Here is a 19544-nt window from a genome sequence, read left to right as displayed (position 1 = left end):
AGGAAGTCACGTCACGGCCAGATCTGCCACCACTGATCGTTGTAGCCGAGGATGCAGTTGTAGCTCACGGCGTTTCCGCCGTTCTGGCCCTGGTTCGACGGAACGGCGAGGCAACGCCCGCTCTTGTAGTTGCGCAGCCGGTAGTGGACGTTGTCCGGCATGAGCTCGGGCAACCACCACTGGTCGTAATAACCGTCGACGCAGTCGTACTGCACGACCTTCGCGCCGTTGTTGGGGTTGGCCGCCGCGACGCAACGACCGGTGTTCTGGTTGCGGAGCCGGTAGTACCCCGGCGCGGCCGCGATGGGCTCGAAGAGCCAGTACTGGTCGGTGAACGACGAGTAGCAGTCGTAGTGGATCAACGGCTTGCCGTTGCGGTTGTCCGCCGAGTTCACCGCGAGACACTTGCGGTGGTAGTTGTTGATCAGGTTCTGGTACGTGCCCGGAGTGATGCCCTGCACCGCCGGTTGCTGTTGCTCCACCGCAACCGCCGCGGCCGGCGTCAGGAACAGCGCCGCCGCCGCGGTCATCGCGAGCGCCAACGCCTTCCGTAACCCGATTCTCATCCGTCCTCCAAGAGGCAAGGGCTGTGTGACGGGCACAGCCTTGCCACCGGCGCACGGGCAGTTCGTTGGCAGCGCATGAGCGCGCTGGTCAGCGCGGGACTAGAGCAGGTCGTCCCAGAACGCGATGGGCTTGGGAGTGCGCCACGGCCGTTGCGGGTCGCGGACGTAGAACTCCGCGGCGACGTAGTCGAGGAGGTCGAACCCGTAGTAGATGATGTCCGTCTGGTACATGGACAGCACGGGGTTGCCGAACGTGCCACGTCCAGCAGGCAGGCAACGGTGCGAGAACACGGGAATCATCCGCGGCACGGTCGCGAGATGCTCCTTCGCGCACTCGACGGCCTCGCCATCGTCAGATGGCCGTACACCCCAGCTCTCGTGCCAGAACTCGTTCTCCTCCACGTCGAACAGGACACCGTCGACCGGCCAGTCGCACTGCCCGCGCAGGGTGCCGAGGGTCTCGGAGCGCCAGTCCGGCCAGGAACCTCCGGTCGGGAGCACCTCGGCGAGCAGCGCGCGGTGGTCGTCGGCGAACTCGAACCCGAGGCCCTCCTCCACCTCAGCGAACTCCGCGTCGGTCAGGCCGGGCTCCAACGCGACGCCGTCGCGCACGCCGGGTCTGATCAGGTGCCGTCTGAGGAAGTCCGCCGCGGCCGCACCCAGCGTCGCCCCGTTGTCGAAGGTCACGACGCGATGATCACACCGGTGCGGGCGGCACGCAGCACGCCCCAGTCGTAGAGCGCCTGCAGAGCGGGTCCCAGGGTCCGGCCCTCCTCGGTGAGCGAGTACTCGACGTGCGGAGGCCGCTCGACCCGTGCCACCAGGCCCGCGTCCTGCAGCTCGCGGAGCCGTTGCACGAACATCTTCTCGCTGATGCCGGTCACCTTGCGGCGCAGCTCGCCGTAGTGGTGCGGGCCTTCCTTGAGGTGGGCGAGGACGACCGCGCGCCACTTGCCGCCGATGACGTCGAGGGCGAGCTCGACCGGACAGTGGTACATGGGCGCTCCTCACCAAAAGGTGCGTACTTGCCGGGCTTTTCGCCTGGTGCTGGAGTGGGCGTCGTGATCAACGAACAGTCAACACCTTCTCTCTACACCTGGGCCGGTGGTTCGGCGGCGTTGCTGAAGCTGACCGAGGCGTTCTACCGGCGCGTCGCCGACGACGCGGTGCTCGCGCCCGTGTTCGCCGGGATGGATCCGGGCCATGCCCGTCATGTGGCGCTGTGGCTGGGCGAGGTGTTCGGCGGGCCCGCCGCCTACACCGCCGAGCGGGGCGGCTACGAGGTCATGCTGGCCAAGCACCTCGGGCGAGCCATCACCGAGGAGCAACGCCGGCGGTGGCTGAACCTGATCATGGACGCGGCGGACGAGGTGGAGCTGCCGGACGACCCCGAGTTCCGCGCCGCGTTCGTGTCCTACCTGGAGTGGGGCACGCGGCTGGCGGTGCAGAACTCCGCGCCGGACGCCAAGCCCTTCCACGGGGCGCCCGTGCCGAAGTGGGGCTGGGGCGAGGCGCCGCCGTACGTCGAGAAGTGACTCTTCGAAAAAATTCTGGAGAAGTTGTCGGATCGGGGTCGGGGCGTTCGTAGCAGAGGTGAGGCCGCCCGCGAGGGAGCGGCACCGAAGCGAAGGAACCACGATCATGAAGCTGACGACCATGTCCCAGATCACGCTCGACGGAGTGGTGCAGGGCAACGGCGGCGCGTCGGAGGAGGACCGCGGCAACGGGTTCGAGCGCGGTGGCTGGGCCCGTGGCAAGGGTGACGACGGGACCAGGGCGTTCATCAACGAGACCTACGAGCGCGCCGACGCGTTCCTGTTCGGCCGGCGCACCTACGACCTGTTCGCCGGCTCGTGGGGGTCCCTGACGGAAGCGGACGTCCCGGGCTCGGAGCCCGTCATGCGGGCGTTGAACGCGCGACCCAAGTACGTGGCGTCGACGACGCTCGCCGATCCGGCGTGGTCGGGCACCACCGTGCTGTCCGGTGACCTCGCGGCCGCCGTCGCGGACCTGAAGGCCAAGCCCGGCGGTGAACTGCAGGTGCACGGCAGTGGCACGCTGATCAGGTGGCTGCTGGCGAACGACCTGGTCGACGAGATGACGCTGATCGTGGTCCCGGTGGTGGTCGGACAGGGCCTGCGGCTGTTCCCGGAGAACGGCCCCGACCTCGCGCTCGGCCTGGTCGAGTCGCGAGTGGACTCGAAGGGCGTCGCGGTCCAGGTCTACCGGACCGCCGGACGCCCCTCGTACTGGCCGAACTGAATCACCCCACAGGAGAGGAGCATCCGATGCGGTACCTGGTTTCCGTGATCGACGACAAGAGCAATCCCGGCAGCACCGACCGGGGGCCCGCCATCAGCGCGTTCAACGAGCGGCTGATCGCCGACGGCCACTGGGTGTTCGCGGGCGGGCTCGCGGACACCGACACGGCCACGGTCGTCGACAACCGGGGCGCGGAGGCGCTGTTCAGCGACGGGCCCTTCGTGGAGTCGAAGGAGTACCTCGCCGGCGTCTGGGTGTGGGAGGCCGCCGATCTGGACGAGGCGCTCAAGCTCGCCACCGAGGCGTCGAGGGTCTGCGATCGCAAGATCGAGGTGCGGCCATTTCAGTGAGCGACGCCGAAGCGGCGGTCAGCCGAGCCCACCGCGACGAGTGGGCACGGGTGGTCGCCGCCCTGACCAGGCGCTTCGGTGACCTCGACATCGCGGAGGAGGCGGCAGCCGAGGCGTTCGCGACCGCCGTCGAACGGTGGCGCGCCGACGGTGTGCCGCCCAACCCCGGCGCGTGGCTGACCACCACCGCGAACCGCAGGGCCATCGACCGGATCCGCCGGGAGAGCAAGCGCGACGACAAGCACGAGGAGGCTCGGATGATGCACGACGACACCCCGCACGAGCCTCTCGGCGCCATCGACGACGACCGGCTCCGGCTGGTCTTCACCTGCTGCCACCCGGCGCTGGCGGCCGAAGCGCGCGTGGCGTTGACGCTGCGCATGGTCGGGGGTCTGACCGTGCCCGAGATCGCCCGCGCCCTGCTGGTGGCCGAAAGCGCCGTGGGGCAGCGGATCACCCGCGCGAAGGCCAAGATCAAGGCAGCCCGCGTTCCGTACCGCGTGCCGTCCGCCGAAGATCTCCCTGCCCGCGTGTCCGGAGTGCTCACCGTGCTGTTCCTCGTGTTCAACGAGGGTTACCTGGCCACCGGTCCCGGCACCGATCCCCTGCGGCACGACCTGACCTCCGAGGCGATCCGGCTCACCCGCCTGATCCGCGCCCTGCTCCCGGACGACGGCGAGGTGGCCGGGCTGCTCGCGTTGATGCTCCTCACCGAGGCACGCCGGTCCGCCCGCGTCTCGCCCGGCGGCGAACTGGTCGCCCTCACCGAACAGGACCGCGGCGCCTGGGACACCGCGATGATCGCCGAAGGCCACGGACTCGTGCGAGAACGTCTGGCGACCGGATCGGCGCCGGGTCGCTACCAGATCCTCGCCGCGATCAACGCCGTGCACACGTCCGCCCGCGACATGCGCGACACCGACTGGTCGCAGATCCTCGCCCTCTACGACCAGCTCGTCCGCGTCGACCCCTCGCCGGTCGTCGTCCTCAACCGGGCCATCGCGGTCGCCGAGCTCGACGGCGCGGAGGTGGCGCTGGCGGCCGTCGACCGCCTGGAGGACAGGCTGGCGGGCTACCACGCCTTCCACGTCACCCGCGCCGACCTGTTGCGCCGCCTGGGTCGCGGCCAGGATTCGCGCGCCGCCTACGACAGGGCCATCGGCCTCGCCGGCAACACCGCCGAAGTCGCCTACCTGATCCGGCGCCGCGACCAGCTGCTCACGTGATGCGGCGCAGGACGTCCGCGACCCGTTCCGCACCAAGGCGATAGCCGGATCTCGCGTGCAACGCCGCCGCCTCCTCCGCGAGGCGCCGCGCGTCCGTCCGATCCTGAGCGAGGTCTGCTTCGGCGAGCAGGCGCAGGCTCTCCCCCTCGATCAGCCGGTGCCCGGTGCCCCGGCTGATCTCCAGTGCCTCCTGTGCCAACGTGCGGGCGGCGTCGTGCTCCTCGTGTCGCAGGTGCAGTGCCGCCAACGAGATCAGCGCGTCGCACCGGCCGCGTTGATGGGACGTGGCGACGGCCAGGTCCAGCGCGGTGCGCAGTTCGGTCCGCGCGGCGTCGTCGTAGCCGAGCAGGAGGTGGGTGCTGCCGAGCACGTGCCACGCGCTGATCTGGGTGCGCCGCATGCCCAGGCGCGTCGCGATCTCCAGCGCCTCCCGTGCCGTGTCGAGGGCGAGGTCGTACTTCTCCAGGTCGCGGTAGGCGCCGGAGAGGTTCGCGAGGTTGCCGGCCTCCTCGGCCGGTTCGGCGAACTCGCGGCACAACGCCAGACCGGCCTCGTAGTGCTCGATCGCCCGCTCCAGCCGGCCGAGCGCCTGGCAGGAACGGCCCGCGTGCGTCTCGCCGAGCAGCACGCCGAAGCGGATTCCCTTGTCCCGCGAGACTTCGACGGCCTCGGTGTGCAGCTCGTAGGCCCGGTCCAGTTCGCCGAGCTCCCAGTACGCGTCGCCGAGGACCAGCGAGCCGGCGGCCGGCCGTCCGTCCTGCCGCCAGAGCTCACGCGCCCGCTGGTAGTAGTCGGCGCAGTCGCGCGGCCGTCCCATCGAGATCGACGTCCGGCCCAACGCGCAGAGCACGACGCGGTAGAACTCCTTGTGCCCCAGCTCTTCGGCAGCTGTGAGGGCTTTGCCGAGGAACGTCAGCGACTGCTCGTAGTCGCACCCGCACCAGTGCGCGTCGCCGATGATCCGCAACGCGTGCGCCTCGGCGAGGAGGTCGCCGCTGCGCCGGGCGGCCTCCAGGACCGCCGTGCCGGTGTCGAGCCACACCACCTCCATGCGGTGGCGTTCGAACTGCGAGTGCAGCGCGATCAGCAGCTGCACCGCGAGCCGGGTGTGACCCGCTTTCGCGGCGGCGTGCGTGGTGGCGACGAGGTTCTCGGTCTCCACGTCGATCCACGTGTTCGCGATGATGTCGTCGATGAACGTGGTGTGGCGGTAGTCCTCGGCCAGCACGTGCCGATATGTGCGCGGGTCGACCCGTTCGCCGGCCTTGAGCAACGTCAGCGCGAAGTGGCCCCACAGGCGTTCCGCGGCGGCTTCTCGTTCGGTGTCGGCGAGTTGGGCGGCGTGCAGGCGCAGCAGGTCGTGGAACGTGTACCGGCCGGGCCTGTGCTCGTCGACCAGGTGCGCGGCGGTGAGCAGGCGCAGGCAGCGCTCGGTCTCCGCCGGGTCCTGCGCGGTCAGCGCCGCGATGGCGTCCGCGGTCAGGTCCCGGCCCGGCATGTGCCCCATCAGCCGGAACACCCTGCGCGCGGCGGGTTCGAGCGCCTCGTACGACAGGTCGAACGCCGCGCCGACCGCGGTGTCGGGGTCGCCGGGCGCCGCCAGCGAGGCGAGCCGGTCGCCGGAGCGCAACGCGGTCACGTACCCGCCGATCGTCCGGCCGCTGAGCAGGTGGGCGGCGGCGATGCGCAACGCCAGTGGTAACCCCGCGCACAACCCCACGAGGTCGGTGACGGCGTCGGGCTCGGCCGCGATCCGCTGCTCCCCCAGCACGTGGGCGAGCAGGTCCCGCGCCGCGTCGGGGCCCAGTTGCTCCAGCTGGATCCGCCGGGCGCCGTCGCGCGCGACCAGGCCGTCCAGGCGGTACCGGCTGGTCACGAGGACGAGACAGCCCGGCGATCCCGGCAGCAGCGGCCGGACCTGACGGGCGTCGACCGCGTCGTCCAGCACGACCAGCACGCGCCGATCCGCCAGCAACGTCCGGTAGGTGGCGGCGGCGGTCTCGGCGTCGGCGGGGACCTTGGCGCGTTCGAGACCGAGGCCGGCCAGCAGGTGGGTCAGCGCTTCGAGCGGCGTCACCGGGGCGCCGCCGCCGTGCCCGCGCAGGTTCAGGAACAGCTGCCCGTCCGGGAACCGCGACCGGGCGCGATGAGCCCAGTGGACGGCGAGCGTCGTCTTGCCGATGCCGGCCATGCCCGCGATGGCGGACACGACCACGGCGTTCGACTCGTGCGCGAGCAACGCGTCCATGGTCAGCAGAACGCCCTCGCGTCCGGTGAACCCCTGCACGCTCGCGGGCAACTGCGCGGCCACGACCTGACCGGACGGTTCGAGTTCGGCACGGGGCACTGACGGGCGCGACGCGGCGGTGACCAGGCCCGACTGCTGCTCGGAGCTCAGGCGCAACGCTCTGGCCAGCCGCGTGACGGTCTCGCGGTGGGGGTACCGGCGGGCTCCGCGTTCGAGCGCGCCGATGGCCTGAGCACTGATTCCGGCCTGCTCGGCGAGCGCTTCCTGAGTCAGCGCCGCCGCCAGCCGGTGGTGGCGCAGCAACGCGCCGAACGACCCGTCCACACAGCCCTCCCCTACGCCGACTGTATCGGTGGGTTGTGCGGGTTGTCGCTGTTGCCACCGCCGTTCGGGCTAAAGAATGAGTGCCAGTTCAGGTGGCCGGTACGGGATCCGGGGGACGGCCACCTTCCGGGAGGACCGGTTGCCGCGACGGGGGCGGCAACCGGTCTTCGTCTCTCACGGCACGTCCAGCTTGAAACGGGTCGTGATCGGTCAGCAGCTTGTCGAGCCGGGCTCTGTCGACCCGGCTGGTGATGTAGGTGTCCTCCTGCCGATCCCTGAGGACCTTGGCCAGGGTGAACGCCGAGGTGACCGTGTAGAGCATCGCGATTCCCAGGAACGCGCGGACCCATCCGTCGACGGGCAGGAACACGACTCCGATGCCGACGGCGGTCAGCGAGAGCCCGAAGGAGAGGACCGCCTGCACGTAGAAGGCACCGGTCGTCGGGGTGTGCGAGGGCGCGGTGGACGTCATGATCCGAGATTCCTGGGTGATACCGGAGCTGTCATGAGTACGGCTACTCAACTCGAGATCATCCGCATGAGTGTGCGTGCATTCGCCCTAACGAAAGCTGCTCCTTTTGCGAATGGTCAGGGAAATGGACATCCACTACCGCTTAGTTTTGCGAACAAAGCGGTGAACCGCCACGGCGAAGTTGCCACCGCTAGGGCCTTCCGGCCTCTGTTGGCCTGGACCGTCCAGTTCCGGAACCTCTTTTATTGCATCAGTTTCGTATGCGTGGATTGTTCGTGTTGAGACATCTCGATAGGGTCCGCGTATCAGCACAGGGCATCACGTTAAGGGCGGCTTTCTTTGATCGGGCAGCGTGGACGACCGCCGTCGGATGCCGATCTCATCGATGCCGTCAGAGATGGCAGGGTCGAGGAGTACGGCAAGCTCTACGAACGTCACGTGCGCTCGGCGAACATGCTTGCGCTGCAACTGTCCTCGTCGTCCTCGGACGCCGATGACCTTGTGGCGGAAGCGTTCGCGAAGGTTCTGGCCGCACTGCGCGGCGGTGGCGGTCCCGGAGCCTCGTTCCGGCCGTACCTGCTGACGGCCGTGCGGCACGCGGCGTATGACCGCACCCGCAAGGAAAAGCGGATCGAACTGGCCGGTGACATCGAAGAGGTTCCCGGCGCCGCCAAGGCGACCAGCGTGCCGTTCCGCGACAAGGCGGTCGAGGATCTCGACCAGGCCATGGCGGCGACGGCGTTCGCGACGCTGCCCGAGCGGTGGCAGACGGTCCTGTGGCACACGGCGATCGAGGGGCAGTCGCCCGGCGAGATCGCGCCGTTGCTCGGCTTGACCGCGAACGGCGTGTCCGCGATGGCGTTCCGTGCGCGCGAGGGTCTGCGCAAGGCGTTCCTGCAGGCGCACGTCAACCAGGAGCCGGCGGAGAAGTGCCGCGCCACGGTGACGAAGCTCGGCGCCTGGACACGCGGCGGGCTCAAGGGCCGCGACGCCGTGCACCTCGACGAACACATGGACAACTGCGCGGAATGCCGCAAGCTCGCGCGAGAACTGTCCGACGTCAACGGCGCGTTGCGCGGGCTGGTCGCCCCCATCGTGCTCGGCACGGGCACCACCGGCTACCTCGCCGCCGCGGCCGCGGCGACCAAGGGCGCCGTGGTGACCCTGAGCGCCTCCACGTGGCTGGGCGTCGCCGCCTCGGCCGCGGCGGTCGTCGTGGTCACCGCCAGCGGCGTCGTCACCTCCGACAGCCCCTCCACCACGATCGGCGCCGCCCCGGCGACCAGCACGAGCGCCTCAGCGGAATCCGGGCAGACCTCACAGCCCGGCACCACGCAGAGCGCCGGCAGCACGCCGACGAAGGGCACCGCCGCCGGTTCGGCGCCGGGCACCGTGACGACCGAGGCCGAGGAACCCGAGGTGCCGGAGGACGAGAAGACGATCTCGCCCGCGTCGGCCAACCTGTCGGCGTCCGCACCCGGCACCATCGCCATGACCACCGAGGGCCCGCCGAACGAGATGAACATCAGCATCACCAACAACGGCACGTCCCCCACGACGTTGCCAACGTTGACCTTGACCATGCCCGACAAGGTCAAGACGGTCGGAGCGGGCAAGATGTCGGTGGGATTCGTCGGGTGCCCGGCCGGCAAGGGCACCGTGGCGTGCGAGGGCGGGGAGCCGCTGGCCCCCGGCCAGACGCTGACGTTCCGGGCCCGGCTGCAGGCGGGCCCGAAGGCCGGGGACGGGGTCATCACCGGCGTGGCGGGGTCGGCGAAGGTGAGCATCACCATCACGATCGCCCAGTCCTAGGGCTGAGTCCACTTCGGACAGCGCGATCGGCGTGAGCACCGCACCATGAACGGGTGGAGGAGCTCACGGCGGCGCTGCAGGAGCTGGAAGCGCCGTTCCGCACGCTCGTCGACGACTCGCAGTGGGCGCACGCGAGCGTCGAGGGGCTGGTGCTCGACGTCGGCGGCTGGTGGTCCGCCGACGACCGGACGCGCCTGCAGCCCCAGGTGACGTTCAGCGACGCCTTCAGCGAAGCGGGCCGTCACCACGGCGGGGTGTACGTCGAGGGGTACCTCTGGGCGGACGGCCGAGCGGTCGCGGCCGCGTGGTGCGGGCTCGGCAACGCCATCGTCTACGGGCCACGCGCGGAGGCCTATCTCGGGGTCGCGCTGTCTCCCCACTTCTGCCGCAGGATCCAGCAGCGCAACGGCACAGCCGCGGTGCTCATGAGCAAGCACCCCAGGCTGTTGCCGTTGCTGCGGGACGGGCTGCCGCGCGGCGCGGTGCTGCCCGGCGGGAGGCCGGGCCCCCGCTCAGTCGGCGCCTAGCGCGGCGAAGCGCTCGTCCGCCTCCTTCTGGTGCCGGGCCGCCTCGGCGGGATCCGCGACCGCGCGGGCGAGGTGCTTGTGCGCGTTCGCGGCCTCACGCCGGTCGTCGATCCGTTCCGCCAGTTCCAGCGCCTCGTGCAACGGCGCCAAGGCGTCAGCGGGACGTCCGGCCGCCGTCAGCACTTCGCCGAGGTAGTTGAGCACCACGGTTTCCGTTGTGACGTCACCGATCGCGCGCACGGCCGCCAGCGCCGACTCCAACGCCTCCAGCGCTTCGGAGTGCCTGCCCATGGCGTGCAGGATCATGCCCAGCGCGCTCTGGGTGTCGGCCTCGTCGCGGCGGCTGCCCATCTCACGCATCAACGCGAGCGCGGACGTGCACGCCTGCAGCGCCTCGTCGTACCGGCCGAGCGCGCTGTAGATGTTGCTGACGTTGCTCATCGCCTGCGACTCGAGGTGCCGGTCGCCGAGCTGACGGGCCACCGTGATGGCCTGTTCCAGCAGGTCGGCGGCCTCGGCGTGCCGGCCGAGGGACCGGTAGACGAGCGACTGGTTGTTCAGCGTGCCCGCCACGCCCTGCAGGTCGCCCAGCTCGCGGAGCATCTCGATCGCGCGCTCGTTGTGCTGGATGGCCCTCGCGTACTGCGCGGTCTGCCAGAACACCATCGCGTAGTTCTTGGTCGTGATCGCGAGGGCGACCGGCTCGTCCTTCGCCGCCTCCAACGCCAGTTCGTTGATCGTGGCCCAGTCACGCGTGTGGCCGCGCACCATGCAGAAGAACGTCAACGCGCGCGCGAGCTGCCACGTGTGCGTGCGCCAGTCACCGTCGAGCGACAACGCCACGGCGGCCACGAGCGTCTGGCGTTCGGTCTCCAGCCACTCGACCGCGTGGTCGTAGTCGCGCAGCACGAGCCGCGACTCCGGCCGGTAGGTGATGTCGACCTCGTACTTGCGCGCGGCGGGCGACATCAGCCTCGTCGCCTGGTTCGCCGTGTCCAGGAAGTGGTCCAGCAGCCTGGTGAGCGGCTCACGGGTGGCGTGCACCTTGGACTGCGCGTACTGCCGGAGCAGGTCGTGCATCCGGTACCGGCCGGGCGTGGTCGCTTCCAGCAGGTGGACGTCGACGAGGTCTTCGAGCATCCCGTCGCACTCCAGCAGGTCGAGCTCGCCCAGCGCCGCGGCCTGGTGGACGTCGAAGTCCGTGCCGTGGTGCAGGCCCAGCAGGCCGAACAGCTGCTGGTGACCGGTGGGGAGCTGGCCGAACGACAACGCGAAGACCGCGTCCAGCTCGGATAATCGTCCTTCGCGCAGCCGCGTCGCGAGGTGGGCGGCGTTCCAGGTCGGACGGCTGCGGAGCCGTCCGGCGGCCAGGCGCACGGCCAGCGGCAGCCTGCCGCACAGCTCGACGACCTCGCGGGCCGCCGGGTCCGTGCCGCGTTCGTCGCCGACGATCGTGGCGAACAGCTGCAGCGCCTCAGCCTCGGACAGCACGTCCAGCGTGAGCGTCGACGTGCCTTCCAGCTCGACCAGCCGTGCCCGCGACGTGACCAGCACCAACGAGCCCGGCACGCCCGGCAGCAGCGGGCGCACCTGCTCGGCGCTCACCGCGTTGTCGAGCACGACGAGCAACCTGCGCTTCGACAACTCGCCCCGCCACATCGCGGCCCGTTCGTCCAGACCGACCGGGATCTCGTCCAGGCCGAGCGCGCGCAACAGCACGTCGAGCGCGTCTGTCGGTTCCACGGGCGCACGGCCCGCGGTGTGCGCGTGCAGGTCGATGAACAGCTGACCACCCGGATACTCCAGACGGTGCGCAAGGTGCACGGCGAGCGTTGTCTTGCCGACGCCCGGCATGCCGTCGATCGCGGAGATCACGACGGCCGACTTTCCGGTGACGGCCCTGGTCAGCCGCTCCATCTCGGACGCTCGGCCGGTGAAGTCGGCGACGTCGCGCGGTAACGTGTTCAGGGCGGGCCGGGGCTCGTCCCCGCGCAGCAGCCGCGCGTGCAGTTCCCGCAGTTCGTTGCCGGGATCGACGCCCAGTTCGGCGGCGAGCAGCACCCGCACGTCCTCGAACGCCTGCAACGCCTCGGCAGGCCGGTTGGCCCGCTGCAGCGCGTGCATGAGCTGCAACCAGAGCTGTTCCCTGAGCGGGAACTGCTTGGTCAGCCGCCGCAGTTCGGGGATCAGCCGCTCGCCCTGCCCCAGTTCGATCGACAGCCGCGCGTGCTGCTCGGCGACCGTGAGCCGCCGTTCCTGCAGCAGCGTGAGCTCGGCTTCGAGCCGTGGCCCCACGGTGAGGCCGTCCAGCGCCGGGCCGCGCCACAACGCGAGCGCTTCCTCGTACGGTGAGACCGCCGCCCGGTGATCACCCTGCTTCAACGCCTCGTCGCCGGCCGCGCACAACCGCTCGAAGACGGCGACGTCGACCTCTCCGTCCGGCACCTTGAGCCGGTATCCGCCGGGGACGGTGACGAGGTCGTCCAGCACGAGCTTGCGCAAGGCGGCGACATAGGTTCGGATGTTCGATTCAGGAGCCGCGGGTGGAGATTCCCACACCGCTTCGCTCAGATGTTCAAAACTGACCGTCTCGTTGGCGTGCAGTGCCAACGCTGCCAGCAGTGCCCGTTGCCGGGGCCCGCCCAGCCGCAGTTCCACGCCCCCACGCCAGATCTGCAGCGGCCCAAGAAGCCGATACCGCACTGACCCTCCTCGAGGGGCATGGTGCCAGAACTCGGGGGTGCTGTGCGGAATTTGTGCGGGCGATCTTGAAAACTGGGCCGACGCCGCTGTGAAGAGGGGGAACGAAGATGGCCCTGAGCAGATCGTGGTCCGGCCAAGCAGCCTAGGATGACCGCATGACCGAGACGGCGAAGCGACGTCCCGGCCCCCGGATCGAAGAGGTCGCGCGGGTCGCGGGAGTGTCCAAGTCGACCGTCTCGCGCGTGATCAACGACGAGCAGTACGTCAGCGCCAAGGCCCGGGAGGCCGTGCACGCCGCCATCGCGGAGTTGGGCTACTCCCCCAACCAGGCCGCGCGGTCGCTCGCCGGCAACCGGGCCAACGCCATCGCCCTGGTGGTCTCGGAGCCGACCGGCCGCGTCCTGTCCGACCCGTTCTTCGCGGGTGTGCTGCGCGGCGTGCACGCCGAACTCGCCGGCCGCCACATGCAGTTGCTGCTGATGATGAGCCAGCCGTCCGACACCAGCGACCTCGTGACGTACCTGAGCAGCGGCCACGTCGACGGCGCGTTGCTGGTCAGCCTGCACGGCGAGGACCCGCTGGTGCCGATGCTGGCCGAGATCGGCCTGCCGGTCGTCTCCGGCGGCCGTCCACTCGGCACCCCCGTCCCGTTCGTGGACGCCGACAACTTCACCGGCGCCCTGGAAGCCGCGCGCCACCTGGCGTCGCTGGGACGCAAGCGGATCGGCACCGTCGCCGGCCCGAAGGACATGGCCGTGGGCGCCGACCGGCTCAGCGGGTTCAAGCGCGCCCTGAGCGAGGCCAAGCTCTCCAGCGACCTGGTCGCGCACGGCGACTTCACGCCGGAGAGCGGCGCACGGGCCATGGAAGTGTTGCTGCGCAAGGCTCCCGACCTCGACGCGGTGTTCGTCGCCGCGGACATCATGGCCCTCGGCGCGCTGCAGGTGCTGCACGCGCAGGGCAAACGCGTTCCCGAGGACGTCGCGGTGGTCGGGTTCGACGACTCGGTGTTCGCCGCGACCGCGACGCCGCCGCTGACGACGATCCGGCAGGACGTCGAGGAGCTGGGCCGCACCATGACGTGGCGGCTGCTCGCGGAGCTCGCGGGCGAGGACGGACTGCCGCCGTCGCTGTTGCTGCCGACCACCCTGATCAAGCGGTCCAGCGCCTGATCAGATCGATCACCTCGTCCACGTGCTCGCGGTGCGTGCGGTGGCTGAGCACGCAGATCCGCGGCGTGAACTTCCCGCCGAGCCTCGTGCTGGACAGGAAGAACCTTCCGGACTCGTTGAGACGCTTGAGTAGTTGCTCGCTGTCGGCGCTGCGGAACACGACGACGGTGAGGTCGGACGGGAGCACCTCGATGCCCTCGATCTTCTTCAGTTCGGTGCGGAGATGGTCGGCGAGGTCGTGCTTCTCGTCGATCGCCTCGCGGAACGCGGCGACGCCGTGCAGGTGCAGCGGCAGCCAGACGCGCAGGCCGCGGAACTCGCGGGTGAGCTCGGGGCCCAGATCGGCGTAGTCGGGCAGGCCGGTGCCGTGGTCGAGGTCCTGCAGGTAGTCGCCGTCCGCCACGTGCGCGGCGCGGAGCCGGGCCTCGTCGCGGACGAGCAGGACGCCCGTGCCGTACGGGAGGAAGAGGCTCTTGTGCGGGTCCCACGCGATCGAGTCCGCGCGGTCGATGCCGGTGAGGATCGCGCGGCCGCGTTCGGTCAGCTGGAACGCGCCGCCGTACGCGCCGTCCACGTGGAACCACAGGGATTCCCGCTCGGCGAGCGCGGCGATGTCGTCGAGCGGGTCGACGACGCCGGTGCTGGTCGCGCCCGCCGTGCCGATGATCAGGAACGGGCGCAGGCCGTTCGCGCGGTCTTCGGCGATCATGGTTTTCGCCTGTGCCACGTCCATTCGGAGCGCGGTGTCGGTGGGAACGACGCGGATCCGTTCGGGTGGAAAGCCGGTGATGTGCGCGGCCTTCGCGACGCAGTGGTGCGTGTGTGGCGTTACGTAGATGGTGCCGTTGGGGTCGTGGGCGCCGAGGCGGTCTTGTCGGGCCGTGTGCACGGCCGAGAGAGTGGCCAGTGACGCACCGGTGGTGAAGATGCCGCCGGAGCCTTCCGGGAGGCCGAACTCGATGCACAGCCAGCGGATCACGCTGTGCTCCAGTGCGACCAGCGCGGGGGCGGTGGAGGCGACGCCGGTGTAGCGGTTGGTGGCCTGGGCCAGGAACTCGGCGAGCACCGAGCTGTAGAGGCCGCCCGCCGGGAAGTAGGCGAGGTAGCGCGGGCCCGCGGTCTCCACCGCCTGGCCGGCCGCGTCGCCGAACCGGGTGAGCAGGTCAGCGAGTTCGCCAGGTGCTTCCGCCGGCGGAGGAGGAAGGAGTGCCGTGCCCGGCGACGATGCGGGCGCGGCCTCCAGTCCCTCGATGAAATCCTCGACGAAGGCTGTCACGGTCTTCGTCCACTCGGCCCTGGTCTCGCGGTCCGGCTGCAGCATGAGCACACCGTACGAAGTCCGTCCCGCCGTGTGCTCGCGGAAATCCGTCGCGCAGTTCGCGCTACGCCCGCCACGGCGTGTCCAGCGCCATTCGCCCTCCCATGGGTGAAGGTGTTGCGCCCTTTGGCTCAACGTAGCGTGGAAACGCTCTCTCGGGAGTCCCGTGTCTCAGCCGGGCGCCGTGGAAAGGATTTACATCGGTGATGATCGACCATCCGTGACGGATCCGGCCGATTTTCACCCGTTCGGCACAACTTTGCGGCACGGTCAGTAACACCTGGAGTGGGCCTTCGATGGTCTGGCCGTACGAACCCACCCGAGGGAGTTGCGACAGTGATCGAGAACTCGGCCGCCGGTCTGGTGATGGTCCCCGGCGAAGTGACGGTGACCGTCACCGGCGAGCAGCACCACCAGGACGTGCTCTCCCGCTACGCCGTTCCGGGTGGTGTGACGCGGCACGTCGCCGTGAACCTGACGTGGTGCATGATCGCCACCGGCAAGCACCGGGGTCAGCGCGGGATCGAGGTGCGCCTCGACGGATACCGTGTGGGCGAGCTGACTTTCCTGATGTCACAACGGTATGCGCCTGTGCTGATGCACGTGGAGTCCAGCGGCGGGGCGACCGGATGCGCCGCGTACGTCCAGCTCGGCGACGACGGGCTGTTGCAGATCTTCCTGCGGATGCCGCGTGAGATTCCCCGTGGTGCGGTCGTTCCGGTCGTGACCGCGCGCAAGTCGTGGGTGGCGCCGGTGGCCATCAGCGCGGCCAGTCTGCTCGCGTTCTTCTTCGCGATCGGCATCGTGGGAGCCGCCATCGGTGGTGATCCGTCGAACAAGAGCAACGCGTCCAGCCTCACGACGACGGCAGCGCCCACTACGACGTCGACCACGACCGTTGCGCCGCCGACCAGCACCACCACGACGACCACAACAACAACCACCACGACCACTACGACGACCACCGTTCCTGCGGCCGTCGCGCAGCCGAAGCCGCAACCCCAGCCGCAACCGCAGCCCAATCCGCAGCCGAATCCCCAGCCACAGCCTCAGCCCGCGCCGCAGCCCGCGTGCGACAAGAACTACAGTGGCTGCGTGCCGATCGCGTCCGATGTGGACTGCGAAGGCGGCACCGGAAACGGCCCCGCGTACGTGCGAGGCCCGATCCAGGTCATCGGCACGGACATCTACGGCCTGGACAACGACAAGGACGGCACGGCCTGCGAGTGAGGATCCCCGACGACGCCCTGCACGCGGTCGGCCCGGACGCCGTGTGGTCCGCTGACCACGAAGGTCTCTCGGGTGACGAGGCGGGCCTGGTGGATGACTTCGACGACGACAACCTCGGCGTCACGCCGGAGGAGTTGCTGCACCGGCTGGTCGCCACGGCTCCCTCGGCCGAGGACCTCGTCGTGGCACACGGGGACTTCTGCCCGCCCAACGTGGTGCTGCGCCCGGACGGCTCGACGGTGCTGATCGACGTGGCACGGCTGGGCGTGTCCGACCGGCATCGCGACATCGCGCTGGCGCACCGGGCGAAGAGGCCGTAGCCGCGTTCGACCGCGCCTACGGCCTCACCCCCCCGCCAGGAGATGCTCGTCTGGTACCGGTTGCTCGACGAGTTCTTCTAACCCCGCTCGTACGGCGTCTTCTCCCCCGCCTCGACGCCGAACGACAGGTGGTTGCCCGCGGGCGGCAGCGGGCAGGTGGCGAAGTCGGTGAACGCGCACGGCAGGTTCGTCGCGCGGTTGAAGTCGAGCACGACCCTGCCATCGTGCGGTGTGGCGGCGATCTGCCGATTCGCCGCATAGGTCGTGACGCCGCTGGTCTCGTCGGTGAACAGGATGCTCAGTCCGCCGTTACGGCCGTTGAACGCCGTCAGCGTGTGCTCGGTGCCGTTGAAGCTGAACCGCACACGGCCCGGTGCCTCGTAGACGTGGCTGAGGCCCTCGACGACAGCGCCGACGGTCGTGGGGACGGGCGCGTCGAACGGCTCGTACTCGCCTTCCAGCACCCACTTCTCCTGCGGTTCGTACGACGGTACGCCCTTGAAGTCGTTCAGCACCGGCGCTTTCGGGTCGTGCACGCGGATCAGGTACCCGCCGCGCCGGGCGATCTCGATCTCGACGTCACCCGCCGCGACGCGCTCGCCGCCCCCGCTCTGGACGAGTTCGAACCGCTTGGTCTCGCCGTCGTTGCGCCAGCAGGCCGCGTCGTCGTCCTGCCACCACTCGCCCGGTAGGCCGTCATAGGTGCGTGGGGTCGTCTCCAGCCAATCGAGCGAGACCAGCGCCAGCCACCCGTACGGGTCGGCCAGGTTGGTCTCGCGCTCCGTCTTCCAGGTCTGCCAGTCCTCAGCGAAGCTCATGTCCTGGGCAACGACGGACTCGCGGCGTCGCTTCCCTGTTCCACTGAGTGGGAAACGAGAGCGTCGCCGAGTTCCGTGCGGGCGTAGACGACGCTGCGGCCGTGCCGTTGCGAGGCCAGCAGACCGGCGTCGCGCAACGCTCGCAGGTGCTGGTTCACCGCCGAGGTCGTGACACCCGTGCGTCGTGCGATGTCCGTGGACGAACACGGCTGCGCGAGCTCGGCCAGCAGATCCGCCCGCACCTGACCGAGGACGCCGGCCAGCGCGTGAGGCCCGCGGACCAGCCCCTTCTCCCACACCGTGCCGGCGCCACGAGCGGCGTAGATCAGCAGCGGCGGCGCACCGGGGTCGACGGGCACCGCCGTGCGCCGCGCGAACACGCTGGGCATCAGGGTGAGCCCCTGTCCCCCGGCCTGTACCCGCCGCGGTTCGGCGCCCGCGATCCGCACCCGCACCACGGGACTGGAGAAGGTGATCCGGTCGGAGATTCCCGCGAACATCGTCGCCAGGCCGTGCTGGGCCATCTCACGGCCCCGGTGGGCGATGTCGGCTTCGAGCACCACGCGCATCCGGTCCCACTGACGGGCCAGGGCCGCGTGCCAGTAGTTCTCCAGCGCGTCCAGCATCCGGCCGCGGTCGCGCAGGACGGCCGGCACGTCACCCAACACGGCGCGGAGGTCGCGGCGCAGGGTGCGGGTGGGGATCTCGCGCAGCGCCGCGAACTCGTCCTCGATCCGGGTGAACGGCGTCAGCGGGCGGGGGCTCAGGAAGTCCGGCGTCCAGCCGCGGCCGGTGGACAGGGCGAGCAGCACCTCCGTGTCGACGTCACGGATCCGGCGCACCCACGGCACGTGCAACGGGTACTTGGCCGGGTCTTTCAGCACGCGCAGGCTGAGCGTGAGTTCGCTGAGCGGCGACACGGCGAACCGCACGTCCACCAGGTCGGACTCGCCGAGCACGAACTCGATCATGTAGCACGACGCTACATCAGTTACGCCCGCGCAGCACCCGCGTCAGGCTTCGCGACCATGTGGAACGACATGCGGCTGGCGTTGCGAATCGCCTACCAGGCAGCGGAGGTGGCGGAACGGGCGTTCACCGCGGGCGACCTCGACGTGCGGTTCAAGGAAGACGGCAGCGAGGTCACCTCGACTGATCTTGAAGTCGAGGATCTGGTGCGCCTGTTGCTCGCGGAGGCGGTGCCCGAAGACGGTGTCGTGGGCGAGGAACGTCCTGAGCGACCGGGAAGTTCAGGGCGGCGATGGCTGGTCGACCCGATCAGCGGCACCGCCGACTTCGTGGCCGGACGGCCGACGTACTCGGTGGACCTGGCGTTGGAAGGTGCCCTCGCGGTGTCCGCGATGCCGTCGCTGGACATCACGATGGCGGCCGGGCGGGGCATCGGCTGCCGGGTCTTTCGCGGCAAGCAAGAGGAAATCGCTCGTGTGTCCTCACGCGACACTGTCGACGGCGCGCGCGTGTGCTTGCACGGCAGGAGGAAACCGGTGCTGGAGCGGTGTGTCGTCGTGGACGGTTCCACGTCGGTGCTGGACCTGATCACCGGGCGGGTGGACGCGGTGATCGCGGCGGGCGCCGGACTGGACGAGTTCGACCTGGCCTGCCTGCCGGTGCTGGTCGAGGAGGCGGGCGGCCGCGTGACGGTGGTCGAGGAGGACGTCGTGCTGGCCACCAACGGTGTCCTGCACGACGCCTTCCTCGCCCTGCTGGTCGCGCGTCCTGGTGTCGAACCAGGCACCCCAGGCTTATGAGGCCTGGGTGATCGCCGGATCCCGCGCGTGGGGTGACCGACCGGACTCGCACCGGCTTCGACCAGGACCACAACCTGGCGCCTCGACTTCTTCGGCTTCGGTCACAGCTGCCCGTCGAGGACTCGAACCTCGATCTCCGCGTCCAGAGCGCGGCGTCCGTGCCAATTGGACCAACGGGCATCAAAAAAGCCGCCTCGTCGCGATGGCGACGGGACGGCTCCCCGGAGACATGAGGTCAGCTCATGCCGAGGAGCACCAGACGTGCTGATGGTTCATGTGTTGCTGCATCACGGCTGGCTCCTTTCTCCGGTCTGTCGGGATCCACTCTGACGGATGGCGTGGCGGGCTTGCAACGCAATATCCCAGGCTGCAAAAGTTTGCAGATCATGTCCAACATCTTTAGTAATCCTCAAGCCGACTTGCGGAA

19 protein-coding genes and 2 tRNA genes are annotated in these 19544 nt (G+C 69.8%); 10 read left to right on the top strand and 11 right to left on the bottom strand.

Annotated elements, in window-relative coordinates; genetic code table 11:
• Positions 1-11: 11 nt before the first annotated feature.
• From ACIRG5_RS09930 to ACIRG5_RS09920, 3 genes are all read right to left on the bottom strand, one after another.
• Positions 12-566, bottom strand: a complete 555-nt coding sequence (locus ACIRG5_RS09930; protein ID WP_402902765.1) for an RICIN domain-containing protein — start codon at positions 564-566, stop codon at positions 12-14.
• A 99-nt stretch (positions 567-665) separates the two neighbouring features.
• A complete protein-coding gene (locus ACIRG5_RS09925; RefSeq protein WP_402902762.1) occupies positions 666-1253 on the bottom strand; it encodes a hypothetical protein in 588 nt (195 codons plus the stop codon).
• Positions 1250-1564 carry a helix-turn-helix domain-containing protein gene (locus ACIRG5_RS09920; protein WP_319973012.1) on the bottom strand — a complete coding sequence of 105 codons (315 nt, stop codon included), beginning with the start codon at positions 1562-1564 and terminating at the stop codon, positions 1250-1252. The genes ACIRG5_RS09925 and ACIRG5_RS09920 overlap by 4 nt, the downstream gene beginning before the upstream one ends.
• A gap of 63 nt (positions 1565-1627) precedes the next feature.
• On the opposite strand from ACIRG5_RS09920, the gene ACIRG5_RS09915 reads away from it, so the two are divergent.
• The 4 genes from ACIRG5_RS09915 (at position 1628) to ACIRG5_RS09900 (ending at position 4404) form a co-directional block, all read left to right on the top strand.
• A complete protein-coding gene (locus ACIRG5_RS09915) occupies positions 1628-2101 on the top strand; it encodes a group II truncated hemoglobin (protein ID WP_402902758.1) in 474 nt (157 codons plus the stop codon).
• Between the two features lie 106 nt (positions 2102-2207).
• On the top strand, positions 2208-2828 hold the full coding sequence (locus ACIRG5_RS09910; protein ID WP_402902755.1) for a dihydrofolate reductase family protein: 621 nt from the start codon (positions 2208-2210) through the stop codon (positions 2826-2828).
• Between the two features lie 26 nt (positions 2829-2854).
• Positions 2855-3178, top strand: coding sequence for a YciI family protein (locus ACIRG5_RS09905; RefSeq protein ID WP_330277086.1), 324 nt, complete (start codon positions 2855-2857; stop codon positions 3176-3178).
• Positions 3175-4404: an RNA polymerase sigma factor gene (locus ACIRG5_RS09900; RefSeq protein ID WP_402902752.1), complete on the top strand. Its 1230-nt coding sequence runs from the start codon at positions 3175-3177 to the stop codon at positions 4402-4404. Before ACIRG5_RS09905 ends, ACIRG5_RS09900 begins: the two co-directional genes overlap by 4 nt.
• Here the strand turns inward: ACIRG5_RS09900 and ACIRG5_RS09895 are convergent.
• Together ACIRG5_RS09895 and ACIRG5_RS09890 are read right to left on the bottom strand one after the other, a co-directional pair.
• On the bottom strand, positions 4397-6976 hold the full coding sequence (locus ACIRG5_RS09895) for an ATP-binding protein (protein ID WP_402902749.1): 2580 nt from the start codon (positions 6974-6976) through the stop codon (positions 4397-4399). The genes ACIRG5_RS09900 and ACIRG5_RS09895 overlap by 8 nt on opposite strands.
• A gap of 88 nt (positions 6977-7064) precedes the next feature.
• Positions 7065-7448, bottom strand: a complete 384-nt coding sequence (locus tag ACIRG5_RS09890) for a YiaA/YiaB family inner membrane protein (protein WP_402902747.1) — start codon at positions 7446-7448, stop codon at positions 7065-7067.
• Between the two features lie 339 nt (positions 7449-7787).
• On the opposite strand from ACIRG5_RS09890, the gene ACIRG5_RS09885 reads away from it, so the two are divergent.
• Positions 7788-9260, top strand: coding sequence for a sigma-70 family RNA polymerase sigma factor (locus tag ACIRG5_RS09885; protein ID WP_402902745.1), 1473 nt, complete (start codon positions 7788-7790; stop codon positions 9258-9260).
• 53 nt (positions 9261-9313) lie between these two features.
• On the top strand, positions 9314-9787 hold the full coding sequence (locus ACIRG5_RS09880) for a hypothetical protein (RefSeq protein ID WP_402902743.1): 474 nt from the start codon (positions 9314-9316) through the stop codon (positions 9785-9787).
• Here the strand turns inward: ACIRG5_RS09880 and ACIRG5_RS09875 are convergent.
• Positions 9773-12490, bottom strand: a complete 2718-nt coding sequence (locus tag ACIRG5_RS09875; RefSeq protein ID WP_402902740.1) for a BTAD domain-containing putative transcriptional regulator — start codon at positions 12488-12490, stop codon at positions 9773-9775. The two genes, ACIRG5_RS09880 and ACIRG5_RS09875, sit on opposite strands and share 15 nt — an antisense overlap.
• A gap of 155 nt (positions 12491-12645) precedes the next feature.
• Between ACIRG5_RS09875 and ACIRG5_RS09870 the strand changes: the two genes are divergently transcribed.
• Complete coding sequence (locus ACIRG5_RS09870) at positions 12646-13662, top strand: LacI family DNA-binding transcriptional regulator (RefSeq protein WP_402902737.1); 1017 nt, start codon at positions 12646-12648, stop codon at positions 13660-13662.
• Here the strand turns inward: ACIRG5_RS09870 and ACIRG5_RS09865 are convergent.
• Positions 13643-14983, bottom strand: a complete 1341-nt coding sequence (locus ACIRG5_RS09865; protein WP_402902734.1) for a pyridoxal phosphate-dependent decarboxylase family protein — start codon at positions 14981-14983, stop codon at positions 13643-13645. The genes ACIRG5_RS09870 and ACIRG5_RS09865 overlap by 20 nt on opposite strands.
• Before the next feature lie 333 nt (positions 14984-15316).
• Between ACIRG5_RS09865 and ACIRG5_RS09860 the strand changes: the two genes are divergently transcribed.
• Positions 15317-16210: a hypothetical protein gene (locus tag ACIRG5_RS09860; protein ID WP_402902732.1), complete on the top strand. Its 894-nt coding sequence runs from the start codon at positions 15317-15319 to the stop codon at positions 16208-16210.
• Positions 16207-16530, top strand: coding sequence for a phosphotransferase (locus tag ACIRG5_RS09855; protein ID WP_402902730.1), 324 nt, complete (start codon positions 16207-16209; stop codon positions 16528-16530). Before ACIRG5_RS09860 ends, ACIRG5_RS09855 begins: the two co-directional genes overlap by 4 nt.
• A gap of 77 nt (positions 16531-16607) precedes the next feature.
• Here the strand turns inward: ACIRG5_RS09855 and ACIRG5_RS09850 are convergent, their stop codons facing one another.
• Together ACIRG5_RS09850 and ACIRG5_RS09845 are read right to left on the bottom strand one after the other, a co-directional pair.
• Positions 16608-17348 (bottom strand): DUF1684 domain-containing protein, encoded by a 741-nt coding sequence (locus ACIRG5_RS09850; protein ID WP_402902727.1) that lies wholly within the window; start codon positions 17346-17348, stop codon positions 16608-16610.
• Positions 17345-18319: a DUF5937 family protein gene (locus ACIRG5_RS09845; protein ID WP_402902724.1), complete on the bottom strand. Its 975-nt coding sequence runs from the start codon at positions 18317-18319 to the stop codon at positions 17345-17347. Before ACIRG5_RS09845 ends, ACIRG5_RS09850 begins: the two co-directional genes overlap by 4 nt.
• A gap of 57 nt (positions 18320-18376) precedes the next feature.
• Between ACIRG5_RS09845 and ACIRG5_RS09840 the strand changes: the two genes are divergently transcribed.
• A complete protein-coding gene (locus tag ACIRG5_RS09840) occupies positions 18377-19117 on the top strand; it encodes an inositol monophosphatase family protein (RefSeq protein ID WP_402903135.1) in 741 nt (246 codons plus the stop codon).
• Here the strand turns inward: ACIRG5_RS09840 and ACIRG5_RS09835 are convergent.
• Positions 19074-19145, bottom strand: a tRNA-Ile gene (locus ACIRG5_RS09835). The two genes, ACIRG5_RS09840 and ACIRG5_RS09835, sit on opposite strands and share 44 nt — an antisense overlap.
• Positions 19146-19224: 79 nt before the next feature.
• A tRNA-Gln gene (locus ACIRG5_RS09830) sits at positions 19225-19297 on the bottom strand.
• Positions 19298-19544 lie beyond the last annotated feature (247 nt).

The sequence above is a fragment of the Lentzea sp. NPDC102401 genome, assembly GCF_044765805.1.
GTDB classification, from domain to species: Bacteria; Actinomycetota; Actinomycetes; order Mycobacteriales; family Pseudonocardiaceae; genus Lentzea; species Lentzea sokolovensis.
Note: the sequence above shows the minus strand (reverse complement) of the source record. Positions and strands in the feature narration are given on the sequence as shown.

Coding starts and splice junctions, on each gene's coding strand:
- ACIRG5_RS09905 (WP_330277086.1), top strand. CDS start 2,855: ATGCGGTACCTGGTTTCCGTGATCGACGACAAGAGCAATCCCGGCAGC.
- ACIRG5_RS09930 (WP_402902765.1), bottom strand. CDS start 566: ATGAGAATCGGGTTACGGAAGGCGTTGGCGCTCGCGATGACCGCGGCG.
- ACIRG5_RS09850 (WP_402902727.1), bottom strand. CDS start 17,348: ATGAGCTTCGCTGAGGACTGGCAGACCTGGAAGACGGAGCGCGAGACC.
- ACIRG5_RS09920 (WP_319973012.1), bottom strand. CDS start 1,564: ATGTACCACTGTCCGGTCGAGCTCGCCCTCGACGTCATCGGCGGCAAG.
- ACIRG5_RS09845 (WP_402902724.1), bottom strand. CDS start 18,319: ATGATCGAGTTCGTGCTCGGCGAGTCCGACCTGGTGGACGTGCGGTTC.
- ACIRG5_RS09840 (WP_402903135.1), top strand. CDS start 18,377: ATGTGGAACGACATGCGGCTGGCGTTGCGAATCGCCTACCAGGCAGCG.
- ACIRG5_RS09890 (WP_402902747.1), bottom strand. CDS start 7,448: ATGACGTCCACCGCGCCCTCGCACACCCCGACGACCGGTGCCTTCTAC.
- ACIRG5_RS09910 (WP_402902755.1), top strand. CDS start 2,208: ATGAAGCTGACGACCATGTCCCAGATCACGCTCGACGGAGTGGTGCAG.
- ACIRG5_RS09870 (WP_402902737.1), top strand. CDS start 12,646: ATGACCGAGACGGCGAAGCGACGTCCCGGCCCCCGGATCGAAGAGGTC.
- ACIRG5_RS09865 (WP_402902734.1), bottom strand. CDS start 14,983: ATGCTGCAGCCGGACCGCGAGACCAGGGCCGAGTGGACGAAGACCGTG.